Raw genomic sequence first — 16,825 nt, 5'->3', positions numbered from 1 at the left:
AAATGACCCGCCGCTTCGATTATTTCATCGTTCTGGCCGATATGCGGACCGGTTCGAACCTGCTTGAATTGCAGCTGAACACGCTGGATGGCGTCACGTGTCACGGAGAAGCGTTTAACCCCTATTTCGTCGGCCTGCCAAAACTGGACAGTGTTCTGGGCTTTACCCTGGAAGATCGTGAACGCGACCCGATGGCGCTAATCGACGCTATCCGAAAGGCGCCGGGCGAGATGAACGGCTTTCGTTTTTTCAGCGACCACGATGCGCGGGCGCTGCCACCGGCGCTGGATGATCCGCGCTGCGCCAAAATCATTCTGATGCGCAACCCTCTGGATAGCTACATATCGTGGAAAATCGCCTTGGAAACAAAGCAGTGGCGGTTGGTAAACATCAAGCAACGGCGGGAGGCGCAAATCACCTTCGATGCCGAAGAATTCGCCGAACAGCTCGACCAGCGGCAAGCATTTCAACAAACAGTGCTCAAACATCTGCAGACCACCGGGCAAACACCGTTCTATATCGACTATGACGATCTAACAGATTTGGACGTTCTGAACGGCCTTGCCGCGTGGCTTGGCGTCAGCGCACGTCTTAAGGAGCTGAACCAGCATCTCAAACGTCAAAACCCAGCGCCTGCCCTGTCGAAAGTGACCAATCCGGATGATATGGAGCTGGCCCTGTCGCAACGTGACCGCTTCAAGCTACACCATATCCCAAGTTACGAGCCGCACCGCGGGCCGGCTGTTTCGCGCTATGTGGGTGCTGCGCAAACTTCGCTGATGTACCTTCCGGTGCGCGGCGGCCCCGAGGCTGAAGTGGTGCAGTGGATTGCCGATCTGGACGGGGTGTCACAAGCCGACCTGATCACCGGCCGCAATCAAAAACAGACCCGTCAATGGATGCAGGATCATCCCGGTCACCTCAAATTCACGGTGCTGCGCCATCCGCTGGCGCGCGCGCACGCTGTGTTCTGCGACCGTATTCTGCACACAGGCCCCGGCGCATATGTCAGCATTCGCAATATGCTGAGCCGACGGTACAAGGTCCCGCTGCCTGCCAAGGGTGATCTCAGCAATTATACCCGCGATCAGCATTCCGAGGCGTTCGCGGCCTTTTTGGGCATGCTGCGCAGTATTCTGGCGGGTCAAACCCCGATCCGTGTGGATGGGGAATGGTGCGGACAGGCGCAGACGCTGGAAGGCATGGCCGGTTTCACCATGCCCGACCTGATCCTGCGCGAGGATGAGATGGAAACCGCCTTGCCCGACCTTGCCTACAAAGTTGGGCATACAGCCCCGCCAACCCCAAACAGGGCCAAGCCGGACGCGCCGTTTGCACTTGATCAGATTTACGACGCACAGCTTGAAGCGCTGGCGAAGGAAGCATACCAGCGCGACTATACAATATTTGGATTTGGTGACTGGAAACCGCTTTGAACCTTGCTTAGGGGCGCAGGGTAATCACGGTTCCTTCATTCACCATGGCGTAGATCTCTTCGATCTCATCATTCTTGACCGCAATACAACCTGCCGTCCAATCCGGGGTCTTCTTCGCCCGCTTGAACTCGGATCGCAGATTGGGTTGTCCGTGAATGAAGATGTCGCCGCCCGGATCAACACCTGCGGCCTTGGCTTTAGCCAAGTCTTCCGAATTGGGATACGATATACCCAACGATAGATGATACCTGCTGCGCGGATTGCGACGGTCGATCAGATAGGTGCCCTCGGGCGTACGGCCATCGCCTTTTTTGTTTTTCGTGCCGGTGGGCGCAAATCCTAGATCGATATCATACTCCCGCAAAATCTGCTCGTTATGGAGCAAATACAGCTTGCGTGCACCTTTGTTGATGACCATCGAGGTCACCTCGGGCCCGCGATAAGAAAGAAATCTGGGTTTGGCTGAGGCACACGCTGAAAGGCTCAGCGTTGCCATTGCGCCCATTCCGAATGCTCGACGATCCATTATTTTCACTGCCTGGTGCTCTTTTTTGTCAATTATTATGCCAGATTTTCGCGAAACTTAAATCACTTTTTGCTGTTCGACTGTTCCGTCAGGCGGCGTTCGATCGATTCCAGCCTTTCAAGAACCTCATCACGATAGGCATCGGTCTTGACCTCATCCTCGGCATGGTGCGCATCCTGCATCGAGTTCACGATGAGACCGACCAGCAAGTTCACCACCGCAAAGGTGGTCACCATGATGAAGGGAACAAAGAAAAGCCAAGCGTAGGGATACACCTCCATCACAGGGCGGACAATGCCCATGGACCAGCTTTCCAGCGTCATGATCTGGAACAGCGTATAGGCCGACAGACCCAGATCGCCGAACCAATCGGGGAACGTGCCCGAGAAAAGTTTGGTTGAGATCACAGCGCCGATGTAAAACAGGATCGCCATCAGCAGGAACACGCTGGCCATGCCCGGCAGGGCTGAGATGAAGCCTTCGACCACTCGGCGCAGGCGCGGCGCGACCGAGATGACGCGCAGCACCCGGAGGATACGCAGTGCCCGCAGAACTGAAAGCGCCCCTGCACTGGGAACTAGGGCGACGCCCACGATCACGAAATCAAACACATTCCAGCCGCTGGTGAAGAACCGGCGCCCTGTGGCGATCAGTTTCATGACGATTTCGATGACGAATATGGAAAGGCACAGCTTGTCCAGCGTCACGATCAGCGGGCCCGCTGCGTCCATCAGCGTAGGCGATGTCTCCATCCCCAGCAGTACCGCGTTGAACAGGATCACACCGGTGATGAATTTCCCGAAAGCCGGTGCTTCGATGATGGGCAGCAGTCGTTGGGCGATCACCATGCGGGCGGTCCTTATCTCAGGGTTATTTGTTCAAAATGAACCGAGCAGCAAGTTCGGTGTGTGACGACCATCGAAATTGGTCAACCACCTGTACCCATTCAAGGGCATATCCGGCGTTAACCAGCATTTTTGCGTCACGGGCAAAGGTGATCGGGTTGCACGAGACATAAGCAACCACCGGGCGCATGGCCTGCGCCAGCTCGGCCACCTGCGCCTCGGCCCCAGCACGCGGCGGGTCAAGCACAACGGCGTCGAATTTCTTGAGTTCATCGGGCATGAGCGGGCGGCGGAACAGGTCTCGGGCCTCGGCTGTGACGTGTTTCAAGCCTTGCGCCTTGCGCCAGCCCTGATCCAAGGCCTTCGTCATCTCGGCCTCACCTTCAACCGCATGCACCTCGGCCGTCTGCGCCAGCGGCAGCGAGAAGGTTCCGCAGCCCGCGAATAGATCGACAATCCGCTTGGCCCCCTGCGTCGCATCGGAAACGGCCTGTAATAGAGCCTGTTCTCCGTCTTTTGTGGCTTGCAAAAACGCTCCGGGCGGTGGGGTGACGCCAGCGGTTCCAAAGCGTTGGATCGGAGGTACACGCATGGCGATAACCTCATCATCCCAACTAAGCCGGGCAAGGCCGTGATGCTCGGTCGCCTGCGCGAGCGCCAGCTCCAACGGTCCATCCAGCGGTTTGCCGCCCTTGACCGCAACATCCAATCCGCCTTCGGACAGGGTCAGCGTTACGGCCAACACACCTTTCCGACTGCCACCCAACAACGCCAAGGCTTCGGCCACCGGGATGGCAGCAATCAAGGTTGGGTGCAGCAAATGGCAATCCGGGATTTCGGTAATCGTGTCAGAAGCGCGACCATGAAACCCGGCCAGCGTACCCTTCTTGGTGCGCCGCACGGCGATGGTGGCCCGACGGCGGGATCGATCAGGCGAAGTGTGAATGGGCCGCATCGGGGCATCGAGCCCCTGCGCGGCCAACGCGTTGCGCACCACCTCAACTTTCCACTCGGCGACAAAATTATCGGTCGCATGTTGCAACTGGCAGCCGCCGCAGGCCTTGTAATGACGGCAGGGTGCCTTCACCCGCTGATCCGAGGGTGTTTCGACGCGAATATCGTTCAAAAACTGACCCAGCAACGTACCGCTGACCACTTCACCCGGCAGAGTGCGTGGCGCATAGATCGGACCATCGGCGATTCCGTCGCCCTGATGTCCAAGGCGGTTTATTGTGTATTGCTGCGTCATGGAGGCCTGATAACTGGGGTTTGAGCGCAACAAAACCCTTTATTCTGCAGCCTCGGCCTGAATGAAGCCGCCCGATTGGCGATGCCAGAACCGGGCGTACAACCCGCCACGCTCCAGCAGAGCCTCGTGCGTCCCGCTTTCAACGATGTGACCGTGGTCCAGAACAATAATCCGATCCATCTCGCTAAGCGTGGACAGGCGGTGGGCAATAGCCAGCACGGTCTTGCCCTGCATCACCCGGTGCAGTGCCGTCTGAATCGCTGCCTCGACCTCGGAGTCCAATGCCGACGTCGCCTCGTCCAGAACCAATATCGGTGCGTCTTTCAGGATAGCGCGAGCCAAGGCGATCCGCTGTCGTTGCCCGCCGCTCAGCTTCACGCCGCGTTCGCCCAGATGCGCGTCATAGCCCTTGCGTCCTTGCGCATCCTCGAGACCGAGTATGAATTCATGCGCCTCGGCTTTGGTCGCGGCCTCTATCAGCTCATCTTCAGTCGCGTCAGGACGACCATATAGGATGTTCTCGCGCGCCGAACGATTGAACATTGCGGTTTCCTGCGTGACCATGCCGATCTGGCGGCGCAAGCTGTCCTGAGTGACTTGGCTGACATCCTGCCCGTCGATGCGAATGACGCCTTTTTCGCCGTCATAGAGCCTGAGCAGCAGTGAAACCAACGTTGATTTCCCTGCACCAGACGCCCCGACAATGCCCAGCTTTTCGCCCGGTGCGGCGGTGAAATGCAGATCGGAGACACCGCCAATATCGCGGCCATAAGCAAAACTGACATGATCAAACGCAATCTCCCCTTCTGAGACGATCAGTTCAGAGGCGTTCATCGCGTCCTCGACCCGGTCGCGCTTGGTCAGAGTATGCATCCCGTTTTCAATCTCACCGACATTTGCGTAAAGACCCATCAGTGTGAAACTAACCCAGCCTGTCATTTGTGAGATACGGATCGCCACGGCCCCCGCCGCTACGATATCCCCGGCGGTCGCGCCACCCGCCCGCCACAGCCATAGCGTTGCGCCGATCAACAGGACCGGCAGAACCCCCGCCAGAGTCATCAGGATGAACCGGAAACTGGCCGATAGTTTGCCGAATTCCAGCGACCGTTCACGCAGGTCGACCATGGAATTTCGGGCGGTATGATCTTCGAACTCGGAATGGGCAAACAGCTTGACGGTCTTGATGTTGGTGATCGTATCGACCACCTGCCCCGACACCATCGCCCGCGCCCCCGCCCGCGCAGCAGAGCGTACGCGGATGCGTGGAAGATACCAGCGCACCAGCAGGAAATAGACAACAAGCCAGGCAACAAATGGCAGCATCACAAGCGGGTGAATAGACCCTAATAAAAGCAATGAGCCTGCAAGTGAGGCAATAGCGAAGACAATAGCGCTGATTGTTTCGGACACCACTTGCGTCATGGCGTTCGATGTCTGCATCTGTTTTTGGGCGATACGTCCGGCGAAATCGTCATCGAAATAGGTCACAGACTGGCCCAGCGTCCAGCGGTTCAGTTTTGCCAAAACCAACGGCGTGATGTTGGGCATGACGATGTAGTTGTTTGCCACCGATGACAGTCCGAACAGTGCGGGGCGTAGAAGCATGAAGAATGCGACAGCACCCAAAATGATCGCGAGATTGCCGCCGGTCAGAAACGCCTCGGGGCTGCTGTTGGTGGTCAGATCAATCACGCGGCCCAAGACCCAGGCGGTGCCAGCCTCCATCGCACCCGCGATCGCCGAGAAGGCGGCTGCGACGAACAGCATCGGCCAGGCGCCGGACAAGCTCCAACGGATGAACGCCCCCAGCGTTTGCGGCGGGGGCGTTTCTGTGTCTTTGAACGGTTGGATGAGGTCGGCAATCCTCATTCAGCGGCCTCCGGGTTTAGGAAGCCTCCAGATTGCCGCGCCCAGAACTGAGCGTAAAGCCCTCCTTGCGCCAACAGATCGGAATGACCACCTTGTTCAACGATCCGGCCGCCATCCATCACAAGGATGCGATCCATCTGAGCAATCGTGCTGAGCCGGTGCGCGATGGCGATCACGGTCTTGCCTTGCATCATGCCGTAGAGTGTTTCCTGTATCGAGGCTTCGACTTCGGAATCTAGGGCAGATGTCGCCTCGTCCAATAGCAAAATCGGCGCGTCTTTCAGGATCACCCGCGCCAGCGTTACACGCTGCCGCTGACCGCCCGACAGTTTCACGCCCCGCTCGCCCACATGCGCATCATAGCCAGTGCGGCCCTCCGGGTCTTGCAGATCGAGGATGAACTCATGCGCTTCGGCCTGTTTCGCAGCGGCAATCATCTGTTCTTCGGTCGCATCAGGCCGACCATAGAGGATATTGGCCCGAACCGAGCGGTGCAACAGAGCACTGTCCTGCTGAACCATGCCAATATGGCTGCGCAAACTGTCCTGCGTGACCTTCGAGATATCCTGGCCATCGATCAGGATCGCACCCTTCTCGACGTCGTAAAACCGCAAAAGCAGCTTTACTAGGGTCGATTTTCCGGCACCTGAGCGACCGATCAGGCCGATCTTTTCGCCTGGCCGGATGGTCAAGTTGACGTGATCCAAACCACCGGTTTCCCGTCCATAGTGATGAGACAGATCGCGTATTTCGATCTGGCCATTACCCAGCCGCAAAGGTTTCGCATCAGGTTCGTCCAACAGATCGATGGGCTGCGCGATGGTCTGCATACCCTCGGCAACGATACCCAATTCGCGAAAGAAGCTGGTCAGCGCCCACATGATCCACCCGGTCATGGCATTCAGCCGCAGCGTCAAGGCTGTGGCGGCGGCCACCACACCGACCGTTGCGCTACCTTGCGTCCAAAGCAAGATCGCCCAACCAACGACTCCCACGATCAGCACACCGTTCAATGCAACCAGCGCGGCATCCATAATGGTGAAAATCCGCATCTCGATCTGGAAAGTGCGGCGGGTTTCCGCAATCGCCTCGCGCGCATAGTCCTGTTCCTGAGTGTCATGGGCAAACATCTTGATGGAGTGGATGTTGGTATAGCTATCCACCACCCGGCCCGTCACGGTAGATCTTGCATCCGACGCCGCCTGCGACGCGGGGCCGACCCGCTTGACGGTCCACCGCACCAAGGCCCCATAGAACACCAGCCAAATCAGCAACGGCAGCAACAGGCGCGGATCAGCTGCCATCAGCAAAATGGCCGCGCCGATCATGTAGGCGATCGAGAATGAAATCGCGTCAAAGACCTGAAACACCACCTCGCCCGCGGCGGGCGGGGTCTGAACAACCCGGTTTGCGATGCGCCCGGCAAAGTCATTCTCGAACCAGCCAACCGATTGACGCAGAACATGTTTATGCGCCCGCCAACGGATCAGAGTGCCAAAGTTCGGCAGGATTGTGTTGTTGAGCAGCAAGACGTCAACAAGCTGAAGGATGGGACGAATAAACAGGATCAAGGCGGCAACCACGACCAATTCAGTCCCGTGCGCCTGCCAGAATTCAGCAGGAGAACTGCCCAACAGGTCCACAACGCGACCCATATAAAAGATCAGCCCGACCTCGACAGCAGCAACGACCACGGACATCAGCGCGGCCAATACAAAAACGCGTTTGAAAGGCTGCGAGTATCCCAGCATGAAAGGCCACAGCCGCGTCGGTGGCTTGTCAACCTGTTCATAGGCAACAAAAGGGTCAATGAGATTTTCGAAGTAGCGAAACATGGAGAGTGCTCCGATTGAGCAGAAAATAGGTCATGCGAAGAAAGATGGCGCCAGAACACCACCCCCACGGGTCAAAGTGTTCCGGGCTTTAGCCGAACCAGATCCCGTAATACATTCGCATTCCTCCCTCCATATGAGTCAGGCGCACCCTGCCAAATCAAATCGGGTTTGTCATCCCTTTTTGAGACTTCAAATCAGTCGGCCAGCAATTCTTCGCGGCTAAGCGCGAAATCCGACGCGATCCAACGCGCCTCAAGCTCGGCCAGTTTTGCGCCCAGCGCGGGGCCCGAGAAGGCGGGGATCAAATCCGCCGCCTTGATCGGGAAACTGGCCGCAGACCCTTTTTGCAAAGCTCGGTTCAGGTCTTCGGACCAAGGCTGTTCAAGAAATGCATGACGCAAAAGTGTCTCGTGCAATCCGCCTTCCGACCCATAGCGATAACCCAATTCTGCGACACTGGTCGTCGCCATCGCTTCGTCGCGCATCCGAGCCAGACGCTGCAGTTGCGCGCGGCTAAGACGCAGGGTTTTGGCCACTTCGGGCGATGCAATCGCGGCCAAACGACGAATCGCTTCGGGCGCTGCATGGGCGTCTTGTTCCAGCTGAATCAGGATCGCCAGCGCCCGGTCATCAGCCCCGGGCAAAAGCTGCGCCAAAACGCCAGTGATGCGCATGGCGGCCACCGACGGCGCGGGGTCAGGCGCAGCGAGCAGTTTAAGCATCTCGGCCCCGACCCGTTCGCGCGAAAGTGTCTCTAACCCGTCCAAATTTGCAGCTATTGCATCCAGTGCAGCGGGGTCAAAGCCACCGTCCGCATCCCCGTACCAAGCATGAAACCTGAAATATCTGAGCGATCTCAGGTAGTCTTCTTGGATGCGATCACTGGCCTCCCCGATGAACCGTACGCGACGCGCCTGTAGATCCGGCAAACCGTTCAGCGGATCAAGGATTGTGCCGTCAGGTTTGGCATAAAGCGCGTTCATGGTGAAATCACGACGCGCGGCGTCTTCTTCGACCTTGTCGGAAAAGGCGACGACAGCACGCCGACCATCCGTTTCGACGTCACGGCGAAACGTCGTGACCTCGTGCGGGATACCTTTGCTGACAATCGTCACGGTGCCATGGTCTATCCCTGTTGGTATCGGCTTCAGCCCAGCTTTCTGCGCCAGTTCCACGACGTGTTCCGGCCCAGCGTCTGTGGCGATATCAATGTCAGAAACCGGCGCCTGCAGCAGAGCATTGCGCACACAACCTCCGACGAATAGCGCCTGCGCCCCGCCATTGGTCAGGGCGGTGCATACATCCTGCGTGGCTTGGTCGGTTAACCAATCTTCTGTGATCCGCTTCATTCACTCATCCGCGCAGCCAATCCCCGCAGCATCCGTGCCGTCGCACCCCAGATATAATAGGGGCCATAGGGCACAGCATAGTAATACCGTCTTTGGCCACGCCAACGGCGCGACTCGACGACATAATTCTCTGGGTTCAGGACATGCGCAAGCGGAACGAAGAAGATCTCATCCACCTCGCCCGGTTCGGCGACTGGTTCAAAACTGGCTTCAAGGATCGCAACAACCGGCGTGACCGAAAAGGACGTCACGGTTTCATGAGTCGGCAGATGACCCAGAATACTGGGTAATTCTGGCGGAAGACCAATTTCTTCCTGTGCTTCGCGCAAAGCTGTCGCAGTAACGTCGATGTCGCCCTCATCCTGTTTTCCACCCGGAAAGGCGATCTGGCCCGGATGGTGTTTCAACGCCGAAGAGCGTTTGGTCAGGATCAATCGCGGTGCGTCTCCGGTCACAGAAACAGGCACTAACACGCCCGCAGGGCGCAGTTTGCGCCCCGCCGGCAGCACCGTTTCCGGGTTCAGATCAAAGTCACTGGACCCGGACCCATCACGGCTCAGCGCCTCGGTCAGGTCTGTGATCAGATCACGCGCCATCCGGGCCTTCGGCCTCGAACCCGACGGTCGCAGGGTCCAGCACATAGTGCGCACCGCAGAATTGGCAGTCTGCTGTGACGGTGCCTTCGTCCGTGGTCATTGTCGCAATATCCTGCGCCGAATAGATCGACAGGCTTTGGCGCACGCGATCTTCGGAACAAGTGCAACCGAATTTTACCTGCTGTGCATCATAGACGCGAGGCTGTTCCTCGTGAAACAGACGCACCAGAAGGTCGGTTGGCGCAACGGATGGCCCGATCATCTCCAGATCATCCACGGTGTCGAGCAGGATGTTGACGCGATCCCAGTTCTCGCCCTCTTCACCATCCACCAGATCCGAGGCAGACAGGATCTCTCCGCTGCCCTCCCCGGAAGCCGCAAAGGGCGAGGCTTTGGGCATGTGCTGCAGCATGATCCCGCCAGCGCGCCAGTGTTCACCGACACCGGGTTCGGTCGATTTGCCGAAGCTCAACGAAAATCGGGTCGGCAGCTGTTCGGACTGCGCGAAATAGGCTTCCGCACACGCGCTCAGTGATCCCCCAGCCAGTGGGGTGATGCCCTGATAAGGCTGTGTACCTTCACCTTGGTCGATCATGATGGCGAAGTACCCGTCACCCACCTGATCGAAAGGGGCTGCATCGGTCAGCCGGTCGCGGTCAAAGCTCGCATAGGCGCGGATCTGCGCGGGTTCGCCCTCGACCTGTGGCGCATAATAATCGGTTGCGATCATCCGCACCGCGCCCTTGGATTGCACCTGCAGAGACAGCTTCCAGCGCAGCGATACCGTTTGCCCTATCAATGCAGTCAGCAGGGCCATCTCGGCCACCAGCGCCTCGACCACCTCGGGGTAGTCGTGCTGTTTCAAGATGCCGCCCAACACGCCGTCCAGCCGGGCCACGCGGCCTCGCATGTCGGGTATATCGAGTTGAAAGGGCAGGACGGTATCGTCCCACGCGATTTTGGTTCCAATAGACATGGGGTTTCCTTAAGCGCCACAGGTTGGCATACCGCCACCATATAGGTTGAACAGTTTGGGTTGAAAGGGGCCTTACATGATCAGACGGTTCGGTGAAAGCCCCGAGGCAGAGCGAAAATACACCCGGCGGGCCGGCGTTTATGCCCTATTGCCACAAGGCAACCGATTGCTGCTGACCTGTCAGCTGGAACCCGGACCCGATCTGCAGCTGCCGGGCGGCGGCATCGATCCGGGGGAATCACCCATTACAGCGCTTCACCGTGAGGTTTACGAAGAAACCGGCTGGCTGATCGCCGCGCCCCGGAGAGTGGGTGCGTTTCGTCGATATACCTACATGCCGGAATACGATCTGTGGGCCGAGAAGGTCTGCCTGATTTACCGCGCCCACCCGGTCAGACGCCTAGGCCCTCCGACCGAAGACTTTCACGAGGCCATTTGGATGGAGACCGCAGATGCCGTTCATCTGTTGGGCAATGAGGGCGACGCCCATTTCGCCCAGCGCCACCTGCATGGGCTTTAAGGTCCGTTATATTCAAAAAACACTGCAGAGACATCATCCGCAATTCCGCTGTCCGGTGACATCACCTGTGTAAGACGCCAGAACATGTCATCCAGGAATTCCGGTCCACCGTGATCGGCGGCGCATTCAACAGCCATCGCCTTCAACCCGTCATCATCCAGCAGACTGCCGTCGGCGAGCTGGCATTCGGTGAACCCGTCCGAATGCAAGAGCAGCTTGTCGCCCGGTTGCATATAGGTTTCCGTCTGCTGAAACTGCGCCTCAGGCAGCAGGCCAATGGGCAACCCGCCTTCGCCCAGAAACTCGGTTTTACCATCACGGCGCAGCAACAGCGGATGCGGGTGTCCGGCCTGCACCATTTTCAGATGTCCGTTGCGCAGATCGATGATGGCATAGACCATGGTGAAATATTCTTCGATCCCGGCATCGGCGATCAGACGCGAGTTGAGCAACGACGCGACCTCTTCGGGTGGCAGAAGGGCGTAGAATTTATTGAAACGACGCTCCATCGCGATGTTCTGATCGAAATGCGTGCTGGACAGATACCCGCCCAGCCGTGCCGTCATCATCGCAGAGGTGATCCCGTGGCCGGAGACATCGATGCTGTAGAACCCCAGCCGATTGACACCGGGCGAGAACATCCCCACCAGGTCACCACCGATATGACCACAGGGTTTCAGAAGCAGGCTGACCTGTGAGTTGCCAAAGGTCCCCTTCAATTCAGGCACCAGCGAATCCTGAATTTTGCGCGCCTGCATCAGGTCTTTATCGATCGCATCATGGGCAAGCTTCAGTTCGTTCAGCGCTGTTTCGATCAACTGGTTTTTTCGGGACAATTCGCGTTGCATGTCAAGAATACGCGCCCCGGCCGATATGCGAGCACGCAGCTCATCAGCCTCAAGCGGCTTGATCAGAAAATCGTCTGCCCCAGCATCCAGACCGCGCGCGACCTCCTGCTTTTCGCTTTTTGAGGTCAGAAGAATGAAATAGCTATATTGCTCACTGTCCAGCTCTCGGAAGGCGCGACAAAACTCAAGCCCGCCCATACCTGGCATGACCCAGTCGCTTAGAACAAGATCAGGTGGGTCCGAGGTGCAAAGCTCTATCGCGGCTTCACCACTGTCGGCTTCAAGAACCTCGAATCCCCACTTTTTTAGCGAGGCCACCAGAATGCGCCGCTGCAGACGGCTGTCGTCCACAACAAGAACCTTGCGGATCGCGCCAAAATCCAGCTCGACCCGGGCCTCTACTTGACTGGCATCCGGCACCATGAAGTCCCTGTACTTGCTCAACTCTCCAGTTGTCGCAACGCTATGCCTCTCAGCTTAACATCCTATGAAAAACCAAATGGCCGCGATTTAACCCCATCTTTACCCGCGACGGTCTAACAATATGCAACCGCAAGAGGGTGGCATGATTCAGTGGTCCAGAGTCAGACAGTTACGTGATGAAGTCGGCGCAGACGAGTTCACCGAGGTTGTCGAAATCTTTTTGGACGAGGTTCAGGAAGTTATCACTAAGCTACGCGATGACACTGCCCGCTCCGAGATCGAACAGAACCTACATTTCCTGAAGGGCAGCGCGCTGAGTCTTGGCTTTGATAGTTTCTCGAAACTGTGCCAAGACGGTGAGCGACGCGCAGCCGCAGGTGAAAGCGCCGCCGTTGATTTGCTGGCGATTATCGCGACCTACGACGAGTCGAAAAAACTGTTTCAGGCCGGTCTGGCCGAAAACCTGCGCTAGATCACAAACTGTGCCAGCGTCTCGTCTTCGGTGATATCCGTATAAGTGAACCCGGCTTCATCCAGATGCGCAAACAGGCGCATGAAGTTCTCAGGCTTTCGCGTTTCGATTCCGATCAGGACCGAGCCAAAGTTGCGCGCCGATTTCTTCATGTATTCGAACCGTGCGATATCGTCTTCGGGCCCCAGAATACCCAGAAATTCTTTCAGGGCACCGGGGCGCTGCGGTAGGCGCAGGATGAAATATTTCTTCACCCCGGAATAGCGCTGCGCACGTTCTTTGACCTCTGGTAAACGCTCGAAATCGAAGTTCCCGCCCGAGGTGACACAGACCACCGTCTTGCCACGCACAAAGCTTTGCACGTCACCCACAGCCTCAACCGCCAACGCACCGGCAGGTTCCAGAACGATGCCCTCGACATTCAGCATCTCGATCATGGTGGTACAGATGCGGTCTTCGGACAAAGTCAGCACATCCGACAGATGCCGCGATTTCAGCAATTCAAACGGTTTCTCACCAATCCGGCCTACTGCTGCGCCATCGACAAATGTATCCACATGATCCAGCGCCACCGGGTGCCCCGCTGCCAGCGCCGCGCGCAAACACGCCCCGCCGGCCGGTTCCACGAACAGGCAATGCGCCCGGTCCCCGAACCAGGTCGCCACCCCCGAAGACATACCGCCGCCGCCGACCGGCAGAATTACATGATCGGGCACTCGGCCCAATTGCTCTTCGATCTCAACCGCCAATGAGGCCTGCCCCTCAATCACATCCGCATCATCGAACGGAGACAGGAAATATCCGCCCTGTTCTGCGCACCAGCTTTGCGCCGCAGCCAGCGTGTCATCGAAATAGTCACCGATCAGGTGAACCTCGATATTGTCGCCGCCGAAAATGCGCGTCTTCTGGATCTTCTGCTGCGGCGTGGTCACCGGCATGAAGATCACACCCCGCACACCCAGATGCTTACACATATAGGCCACGCCCTGCGCATGGTTGCCAGCGCTGGCGCAAACGAATAGGTCCTGCCCCTGCTGCTTGCGCATCGCATTGAACGCACCGCGGATTTTATACGACCGCACCGGGCTGAGGTCTTCGCGCTTGAGCCAGATATCCGCGCCGTAACGGTCGGACAGATGGGCGTTCCGCTGCAACGGAGTTGCCGGAAACACTGAGCGCATTGCCTTTTCGGCAGCGCGGGCGCGGGTCGTGAAATCAGTCATGTTGGATTCCCTGCCCCATCATCGTCGAAAGGGCAAGGAATACATATGTGTACGGGCTTAGGCCAGCTCGCGCTTTTCGATGAACACACCATAGATCGTCGTCAGGATACTGACATTGATCAAGGGGACGATCAGCATGCTCGCAAACAAGACAATCAAGACACCTATGATCGGGACGAAAAGCAGCAAAGACGCCAGTAGCTGAAGCAATATTTGGAAGAGAATGGACAAGACAACCAGAAGTGCGATGGCTCCGCTTGCGCCCGAGGTTGCTTGCCACGCTTCAGACAGCTTTATTGGTTTTCCGATCGCTGCGCCGGGTAAAATCGGGGAGGCCCGATAGAATCCGATCGTGAGAAAGATGATCAAACCCAGCCAAACCAGAACTCCCAGCGCCACAGAGGATTGCGCCATCATGCCCATGATCAGCGCTCCCGGTATCATGATGATAAGAGCGATTAGGCCGAGCATCAGAAGGCGTCCGAAATAGGCGAGCACACGGTCGAACCTGAAAGGCGGAACCAAACCGCTTGGATATTCCTCAAGTAGAACGAAACGGTGCCACGACACGACAATCCACAGCATGACCCCAAAGACAACGGCCATAAGGCAGAGCAGAAATCCGGTGAAGGACGCGGCCGTTACGCCTTCAGGGAAGCCATTGGTTTCACTGTTGAATTCTTCGAAAGGGATGCCAAACAGGAAGAACAGGCCGATGGCTAAAAAGCCGCCAATGAGCGCCGGTACGACTGAAATCTGTAGCGCCTGCGTCAGGTTCCTCAAAACCATCTTCACCGAATGTACGAAAATCTCCAGCCCCAGCATGAAACCGCCCTCTCAACCAATCCTTGTTCTCTATCCGCCCGTTTCACCGCAATTCCCGCCCTGCGTCAATGCACGCCGCTTGCCCCCACGTCCAAAACCCGCTAGGGGCCAGTCGTTCTACGTACAAAGGGAAATCAGATGTCCGCGCCCAAGAAAGTTGTTCTGGCCTATTCCGGTGGCCTTGATACCTCGATCATTCTGAAATGGCTGCAGACCGAGTATGGCTGTGAGGTCGTGACCTTCACCGCCGATCTGGGTCAGGGCGAGGAGCTGGAACCCGCCCGCAAGAAAGCCGAGCTGCTGGGGATCAAACCCGAGAACATCTATATCGAAGACATCCGCGAGGAATTCGTCCGCGATTTCGTCTTCCCGATGTTCCGCGCCAATGCACAGTACGAAGGGCTGTATTTGCTGGGTACGTCGATTGCGCGCCCTCTGATCTCGAAGCGTCTGGTCGAGATCGCCGAAGCGACCGGTGCTGACGCTGTGGCCCACGGCGCGACTGGCAAGGGCAACGATCAGGTTCGTTTTGAACTGGCTGCTTACGCACTGAATCCCGAAATCAAGGTGATCGCGCCGTGGCGTGAGTGGGACCTGACCAGCCGTACCAAGCTGTTGGAATTTGCCGAGGCGAACCAGATCCCGATCGCCAAGGACAAGCGTGGTGAGGCCCCGTTCTCGGTCGATGCCAACCTGCTGCACACCTCGTCCGAGGGCAAAGTGCTGGAAGACCCCGCCGATATGGCACCAGACTATGTCTATCAGCGCACCGTCCACCCCGAGGAGGCGCCGAACGAGCCGGAATTTATCGAGATCGGTTTTGAAAAAGGCGATGCGGTCAGTATCAATGGCGAGGCGATGAGCCCCGCGACCATCCTAACCAAGCTGAACGAATATGGCGGCAAGCACGGCATTGGCCGTCTCGATCTGGTCGAAGGCCGCTTCGTGGGCATGAAATCGCGCGGCATCTACGAAACTCCCGGCGGCACCATCCTGCTGGAAGCACATCGTGGCATCGAATCCATCACCATGGACCGGGGCGCGATGCACCTGAAAGACCAATTGATGCCGCAATATGCCGAGCTGATCTATAACGGCTTCTGGTACAGCCCCGAGCGTGAGATGCTGCAGGCGGCCATCGACAAGTCGCAAGAGCATGTCACCGGCACCGTTCGCGTGAAACTGTACAAAGGTCTTGCCTCAACCGTGGGCCGCTGGTCGGATCATTCGCTGTACTCCGAGGCGCACGTGACCTTTGAGGAAGACGCCGGTGCATATGACCAGAAAGATGCGGCAGGCTTCATCCAGTTGAACGCACTGCGCCTGAAGCTTCTGGCCGCGCGTGACAAACGGCTGAGCAAGTAAGCGTTCAGAATTTTAGATCTGGCCCCGGTGTCTGATCAGGCACCGGGGTTTTTCTTTGCCCGGTTTCCGTCGGGTCGGGCTTGCTCGGATCAGGAAATTGTCTTTACGCAAACGTCAACCAGGGAAGGACGGATAATGCTGCAAGACATCGCCGACGGAATTCAAAAGGGTTTGAACGGCAAAAGCTTTGACGGATCGCTTAAGTTCGATTGTGGTGATGAGGGTGTGATCGTTCTGGCGGAGAATACTGCCTCAACCCAGGATCGGGACACAGACTGCACCATCCGCATCTCGCGCGAGAACCTCTCTAAGTTGCTGACCGGTAAGCTGAACCCAATGACCGGGGTTGCGCTGGGCAAGCTGAAAATCTCGGGCAACATGGGTGTTGCGATGAAGCTGGGGCAACTGCTGGGCTGATAAACTCGTCTCACCAGCGCGTGACAAATCATGTCAGCGCATTGCAAG

The 16,825-nt window shown here is 57.5% G+C and carries 16 protein-coding genes; 5 read left to right on the top strand and 11 right to left on the bottom strand.

The annotated features are described in order from the left end of the window. Positions 1–2 precede the first annotated feature (2 nt). Positions 3–1,436, top strand: coding sequence for a nodulation protein NodH (locus tag ACR0I1_RS18605; protein WP_480707512.1), 1,434 nt, complete (start codon positions 3–5; stop codon positions 1,434–1,436). Positions 1,437–1,443: 7 nt separating this feature from the next. On the opposite strand, the gene ACR0I1_RS18600 is transcribed toward ACR0I1_RS18605, so the two are convergent. From ACR0I1_RS18600 to hslO, 8 genes are all read right to left on the bottom strand, one after another. Beyond that, positions 1,444–1,962, bottom strand: coding sequence for a L,D-transpeptidase family protein (locus ACR0I1_RS18600; protein WP_170399336.1), 519 nt, complete (start codon positions 1,960–1,962; stop codon positions 1,444–1,446). 62 nt (positions 1,963–2,024) lie between these two features. Then, entirely contained in the window at positions 2,025–2,810 is a 786-nt protein-coding gene (locus ACR0I1_RS18595) for an ion transporter (RefSeq protein ID WP_170408783.1), read from the bottom strand. Between the two features lie 22 nt (positions 2,811–2,832). Further along, complete coding sequence (locus tag ACR0I1_RS18590) at positions 2,833–4,056, bottom strand: class I SAM-dependent RNA methyltransferase (RefSeq protein WP_480707511.1); 1,224 nt, start codon at positions 4,054–4,056, stop codon at positions 2,833–2,835. A 39-nt stretch (positions 4,057–4,095) separates the two neighbouring features. Then, positions 4,096–5,928, bottom strand: coding sequence for an ABC transporter ATP-binding protein (locus ACR0I1_RS18585; protein WP_170399345.1), 1,833 nt, complete (start codon positions 5,926–5,928; stop codon positions 4,096–4,098). After that, entirely contained in the window at positions 5,925–7,763 is a 1,839-nt protein-coding gene (locus tag ACR0I1_RS18580) for an ABC transporter ATP-binding protein (protein ID WP_170636716.1), read from the bottom strand. Before ACR0I1_RS18580 ends, ACR0I1_RS18585 begins: the two co-directional genes overlap by 4 nt. Before the next feature lie 194 nt (positions 7,764–7,957). Beyond that, entirely contained in the window at positions 7,958–9,112 is a 1,155-nt protein-coding gene (locus ACR0I1_RS18575) for a CCA tRNA nucleotidyltransferase (protein ID WP_170408787.1), read from the bottom strand. Then, the gene (locus ACR0I1_RS18570; RefSeq protein ID WP_170399354.1) at positions 9,109–9,708 is read right to left on the bottom strand and encodes a CoA pyrophosphatase; all 600 of its coding nucleotides are present in this window, start codon (positions 9,706–9,708) and stop codon (positions 9,109–9,111) included. The genes ACR0I1_RS18575 and ACR0I1_RS18570 overlap by 4 nt, the downstream gene beginning before the upstream one ends. After that, the gene (gene hslO, locus ACR0I1_RS18565) at positions 9,698–10,684 is read right to left on the bottom strand and encodes an Hsp33 family molecular chaperone HslO (protein WP_170399357.1); all 987 of its coding nucleotides are present in this window, start codon (positions 10,682–10,684) and stop codon (positions 9,698–9,700) included. The genes ACR0I1_RS18570 and hslO overlap by 11 nt, the downstream gene beginning before the upstream one ends. Before the next feature lie 76 nt (positions 10,685–10,760). Here hslO and ACR0I1_RS18560 point away from each other — a divergent pair, with 76 nt between their 5' ends. Further along, positions 10,761–11,204 carry an NUDIX hydrolase gene (locus ACR0I1_RS18560; protein ID WP_480707510.1) on the top strand — a complete coding sequence of 148 codons (444 nt, stop codon included), beginning with the start codon at positions 10,761–10,763 and terminating at the stop codon, positions 11,202–11,204. Here ACR0I1_RS18560 and ACR0I1_RS18555 read toward each other — a convergent pair. Further along, the gene (locus tag ACR0I1_RS18555) at positions 11,201–12,475 is read right to left on the bottom strand and encodes a SpoIIE family protein phosphatase (RefSeq protein WP_170399510.1); all 1,275 of its coding nucleotides are present in this window, start codon (positions 12,473–12,475) and stop codon (positions 11,201–11,203) included. The genes ACR0I1_RS18560 and ACR0I1_RS18555 overlap by 4 nt on opposite strands. A gap of 142 nt (positions 12,476–12,617) precedes the next feature. Between ACR0I1_RS18555 and ACR0I1_RS18550 the strand changes: the two genes are divergently transcribed. After that, positions 12,618–12,947, top strand: coding sequence for an Hpt domain-containing protein (locus ACR0I1_RS18550; protein ID WP_480707508.1), 330 nt, complete (start codon positions 12,618–12,620; stop codon positions 12,945–12,947). Here the strand turns inward: ACR0I1_RS18550 and ilvA are convergent. After that, positions 12,944–14,170, bottom strand: a complete 1,227-nt coding sequence (ilvA, locus tag ACR0I1_RS18545; protein WP_170399362.1) for a threonine ammonia-lyase IlvA — start codon at positions 14,168–14,170, stop codon at positions 12,944–12,946. The genes ACR0I1_RS18550 and ilvA overlap by 4 nt on opposite strands. Before the next feature lie 57 nt (positions 14,171–14,227). Beyond that, on the bottom strand, positions 14,228–14,995 hold the full coding sequence (locus tag ACR0I1_RS18540; RefSeq protein WP_170613548.1) for a hypothetical protein: 768 nt from the start codon (positions 14,993–14,995) through the stop codon (positions 14,228–14,230). Positions 14,996–15,133: 138 nt separating this feature from the next. Between ACR0I1_RS18540 and ACR0I1_RS18535 the strand changes: the two genes are divergently transcribed. Further along, positions 15,134–16,360 carry an argininosuccinate synthase gene (locus ACR0I1_RS18535; RefSeq protein WP_170802774.1) on the top strand — a complete coding sequence of 409 codons (1,227 nt, stop codon included), beginning with the start codon at positions 15,134–15,136 and terminating at the stop codon, positions 16,358–16,360. Between the two features lie 135 nt (positions 16,361–16,495). Beyond that, a complete protein-coding gene (locus tag ACR0I1_RS18530; RefSeq protein WP_170408793.1) occupies positions 16,496–16,777 on the top strand; it encodes an SCP2 sterol-binding domain-containing protein in 282 nt (93 codons plus the stop codon). The last annotated feature ends 48 nt before the right edge of the window (positions 16,778–16,825 follow it).

It is taken from the genome of Ruegeria sp. B11 (assembly GCF_056539785.1).
Note: the sequence above shows the minus strand (reverse complement) of the source record. Positions and strands in the feature narration are given on the sequence as shown.

Coding starts and splice junctions, on each gene's coding strand:
- ACR0I1_RS18550 (WP_480707508.1), top strand. CDS start 12,618: ATGATTCAGTGGTCCAGAGTCAGACAGTTACGTGATGAAGTCGGCGCA.
- hslO (WP_170399357.1), bottom strand. CDS start 10,684: ATGTCTATTGGAACCAAAATCGCGTGGGACGATACCGTCCTGCCCTTT.
- ACR0I1_RS18580 (WP_170636716.1), bottom strand. CDS start 7,763: ATGTTTCGCTACTTCGAAAATCTCATTGACCCTTTTGTTGCCTATGAA.
- ACR0I1_RS18540 (WP_170613548.1), bottom strand. CDS start 14,995: ATGCTGGGGCTGGAGATTTTCGTACATTCGGTGAAGATGGTTTTGAGG.
- ACR0I1_RS18560 (WP_480707510.1), top strand. CDS start 10,761: ATGATCAGACGGTTCGGTGAAAGCCCCGAGGCAGAGCGAAAATACACC.
- ACR0I1_RS18595 (WP_170408783.1), bottom strand. CDS start 2,810: ATGGTGATCGCCCAACGACTGCTGCCCATCATCGAAGCACCGGCTTTC.
- ACR0I1_RS18555 (WP_170399510.1), bottom strand. CDS start 12,475: ATGGTGCCGGATGCCAGTCAAGTAGAGGCCCGGGTCGAGCTGGATTTT.
- ACR0I1_RS18605 (WP_480707512.1), top strand. CDS start 3: ATGACCCGCCGCTTCGATTATTTCATCGTTCTGGCCGATATGCGGACC.
- ACR0I1_RS18575 (WP_170408787.1), bottom strand. CDS start 9,112: ATGAAGCGGATCACAGAAGATTGGTTAACCGACCAAGCCACGCAGGAT.
- ACR0I1_RS18530 (WP_170408793.1), top strand. CDS start 16,496: ATGCTGCAAGACATCGCCGACGGAATTCAAAAGGGTTTGAACGGCAAA.
- ACR0I1_RS18585 (WP_170399345.1), bottom strand. CDS start 5,928: ATGAGGATTGCCGACCTCATCCAACCGTTCAAAGACACAGAAACGCCC.
- ACR0I1_RS18590 (WP_480707511.1), bottom strand. CDS start 4,056: ATGACGCAGCAATACACAATAAACCGCCTTGGACATCAGGGCGACGGA.
- ACR0I1_RS18535 (WP_170802774.1), top strand. CDS start 15,134: ATGTCCGCGCCCAAGAAAGTTGTTCTGGCCTATTCCGGTGGCCTTGAT.
- ACR0I1_RS18570 (WP_170399354.1), bottom strand. CDS start 9,708: ATGGCGCGTGATCTGATCACAGACCTGACCGAGGCGCTGAGCCGTGAT.
- ilvA (WP_170399362.1), bottom strand. CDS start 14,170: ATGACTGATTTCACGACCCGCGCCCGCGCTGCCGAAAAGGCAATGCGC.
- ACR0I1_RS18600 (WP_170399336.1), bottom strand. CDS start 1,962: ATGGATCGTCGAGCATTCGGAATGGGCGCAATGGCAACGCTGAGCCTT.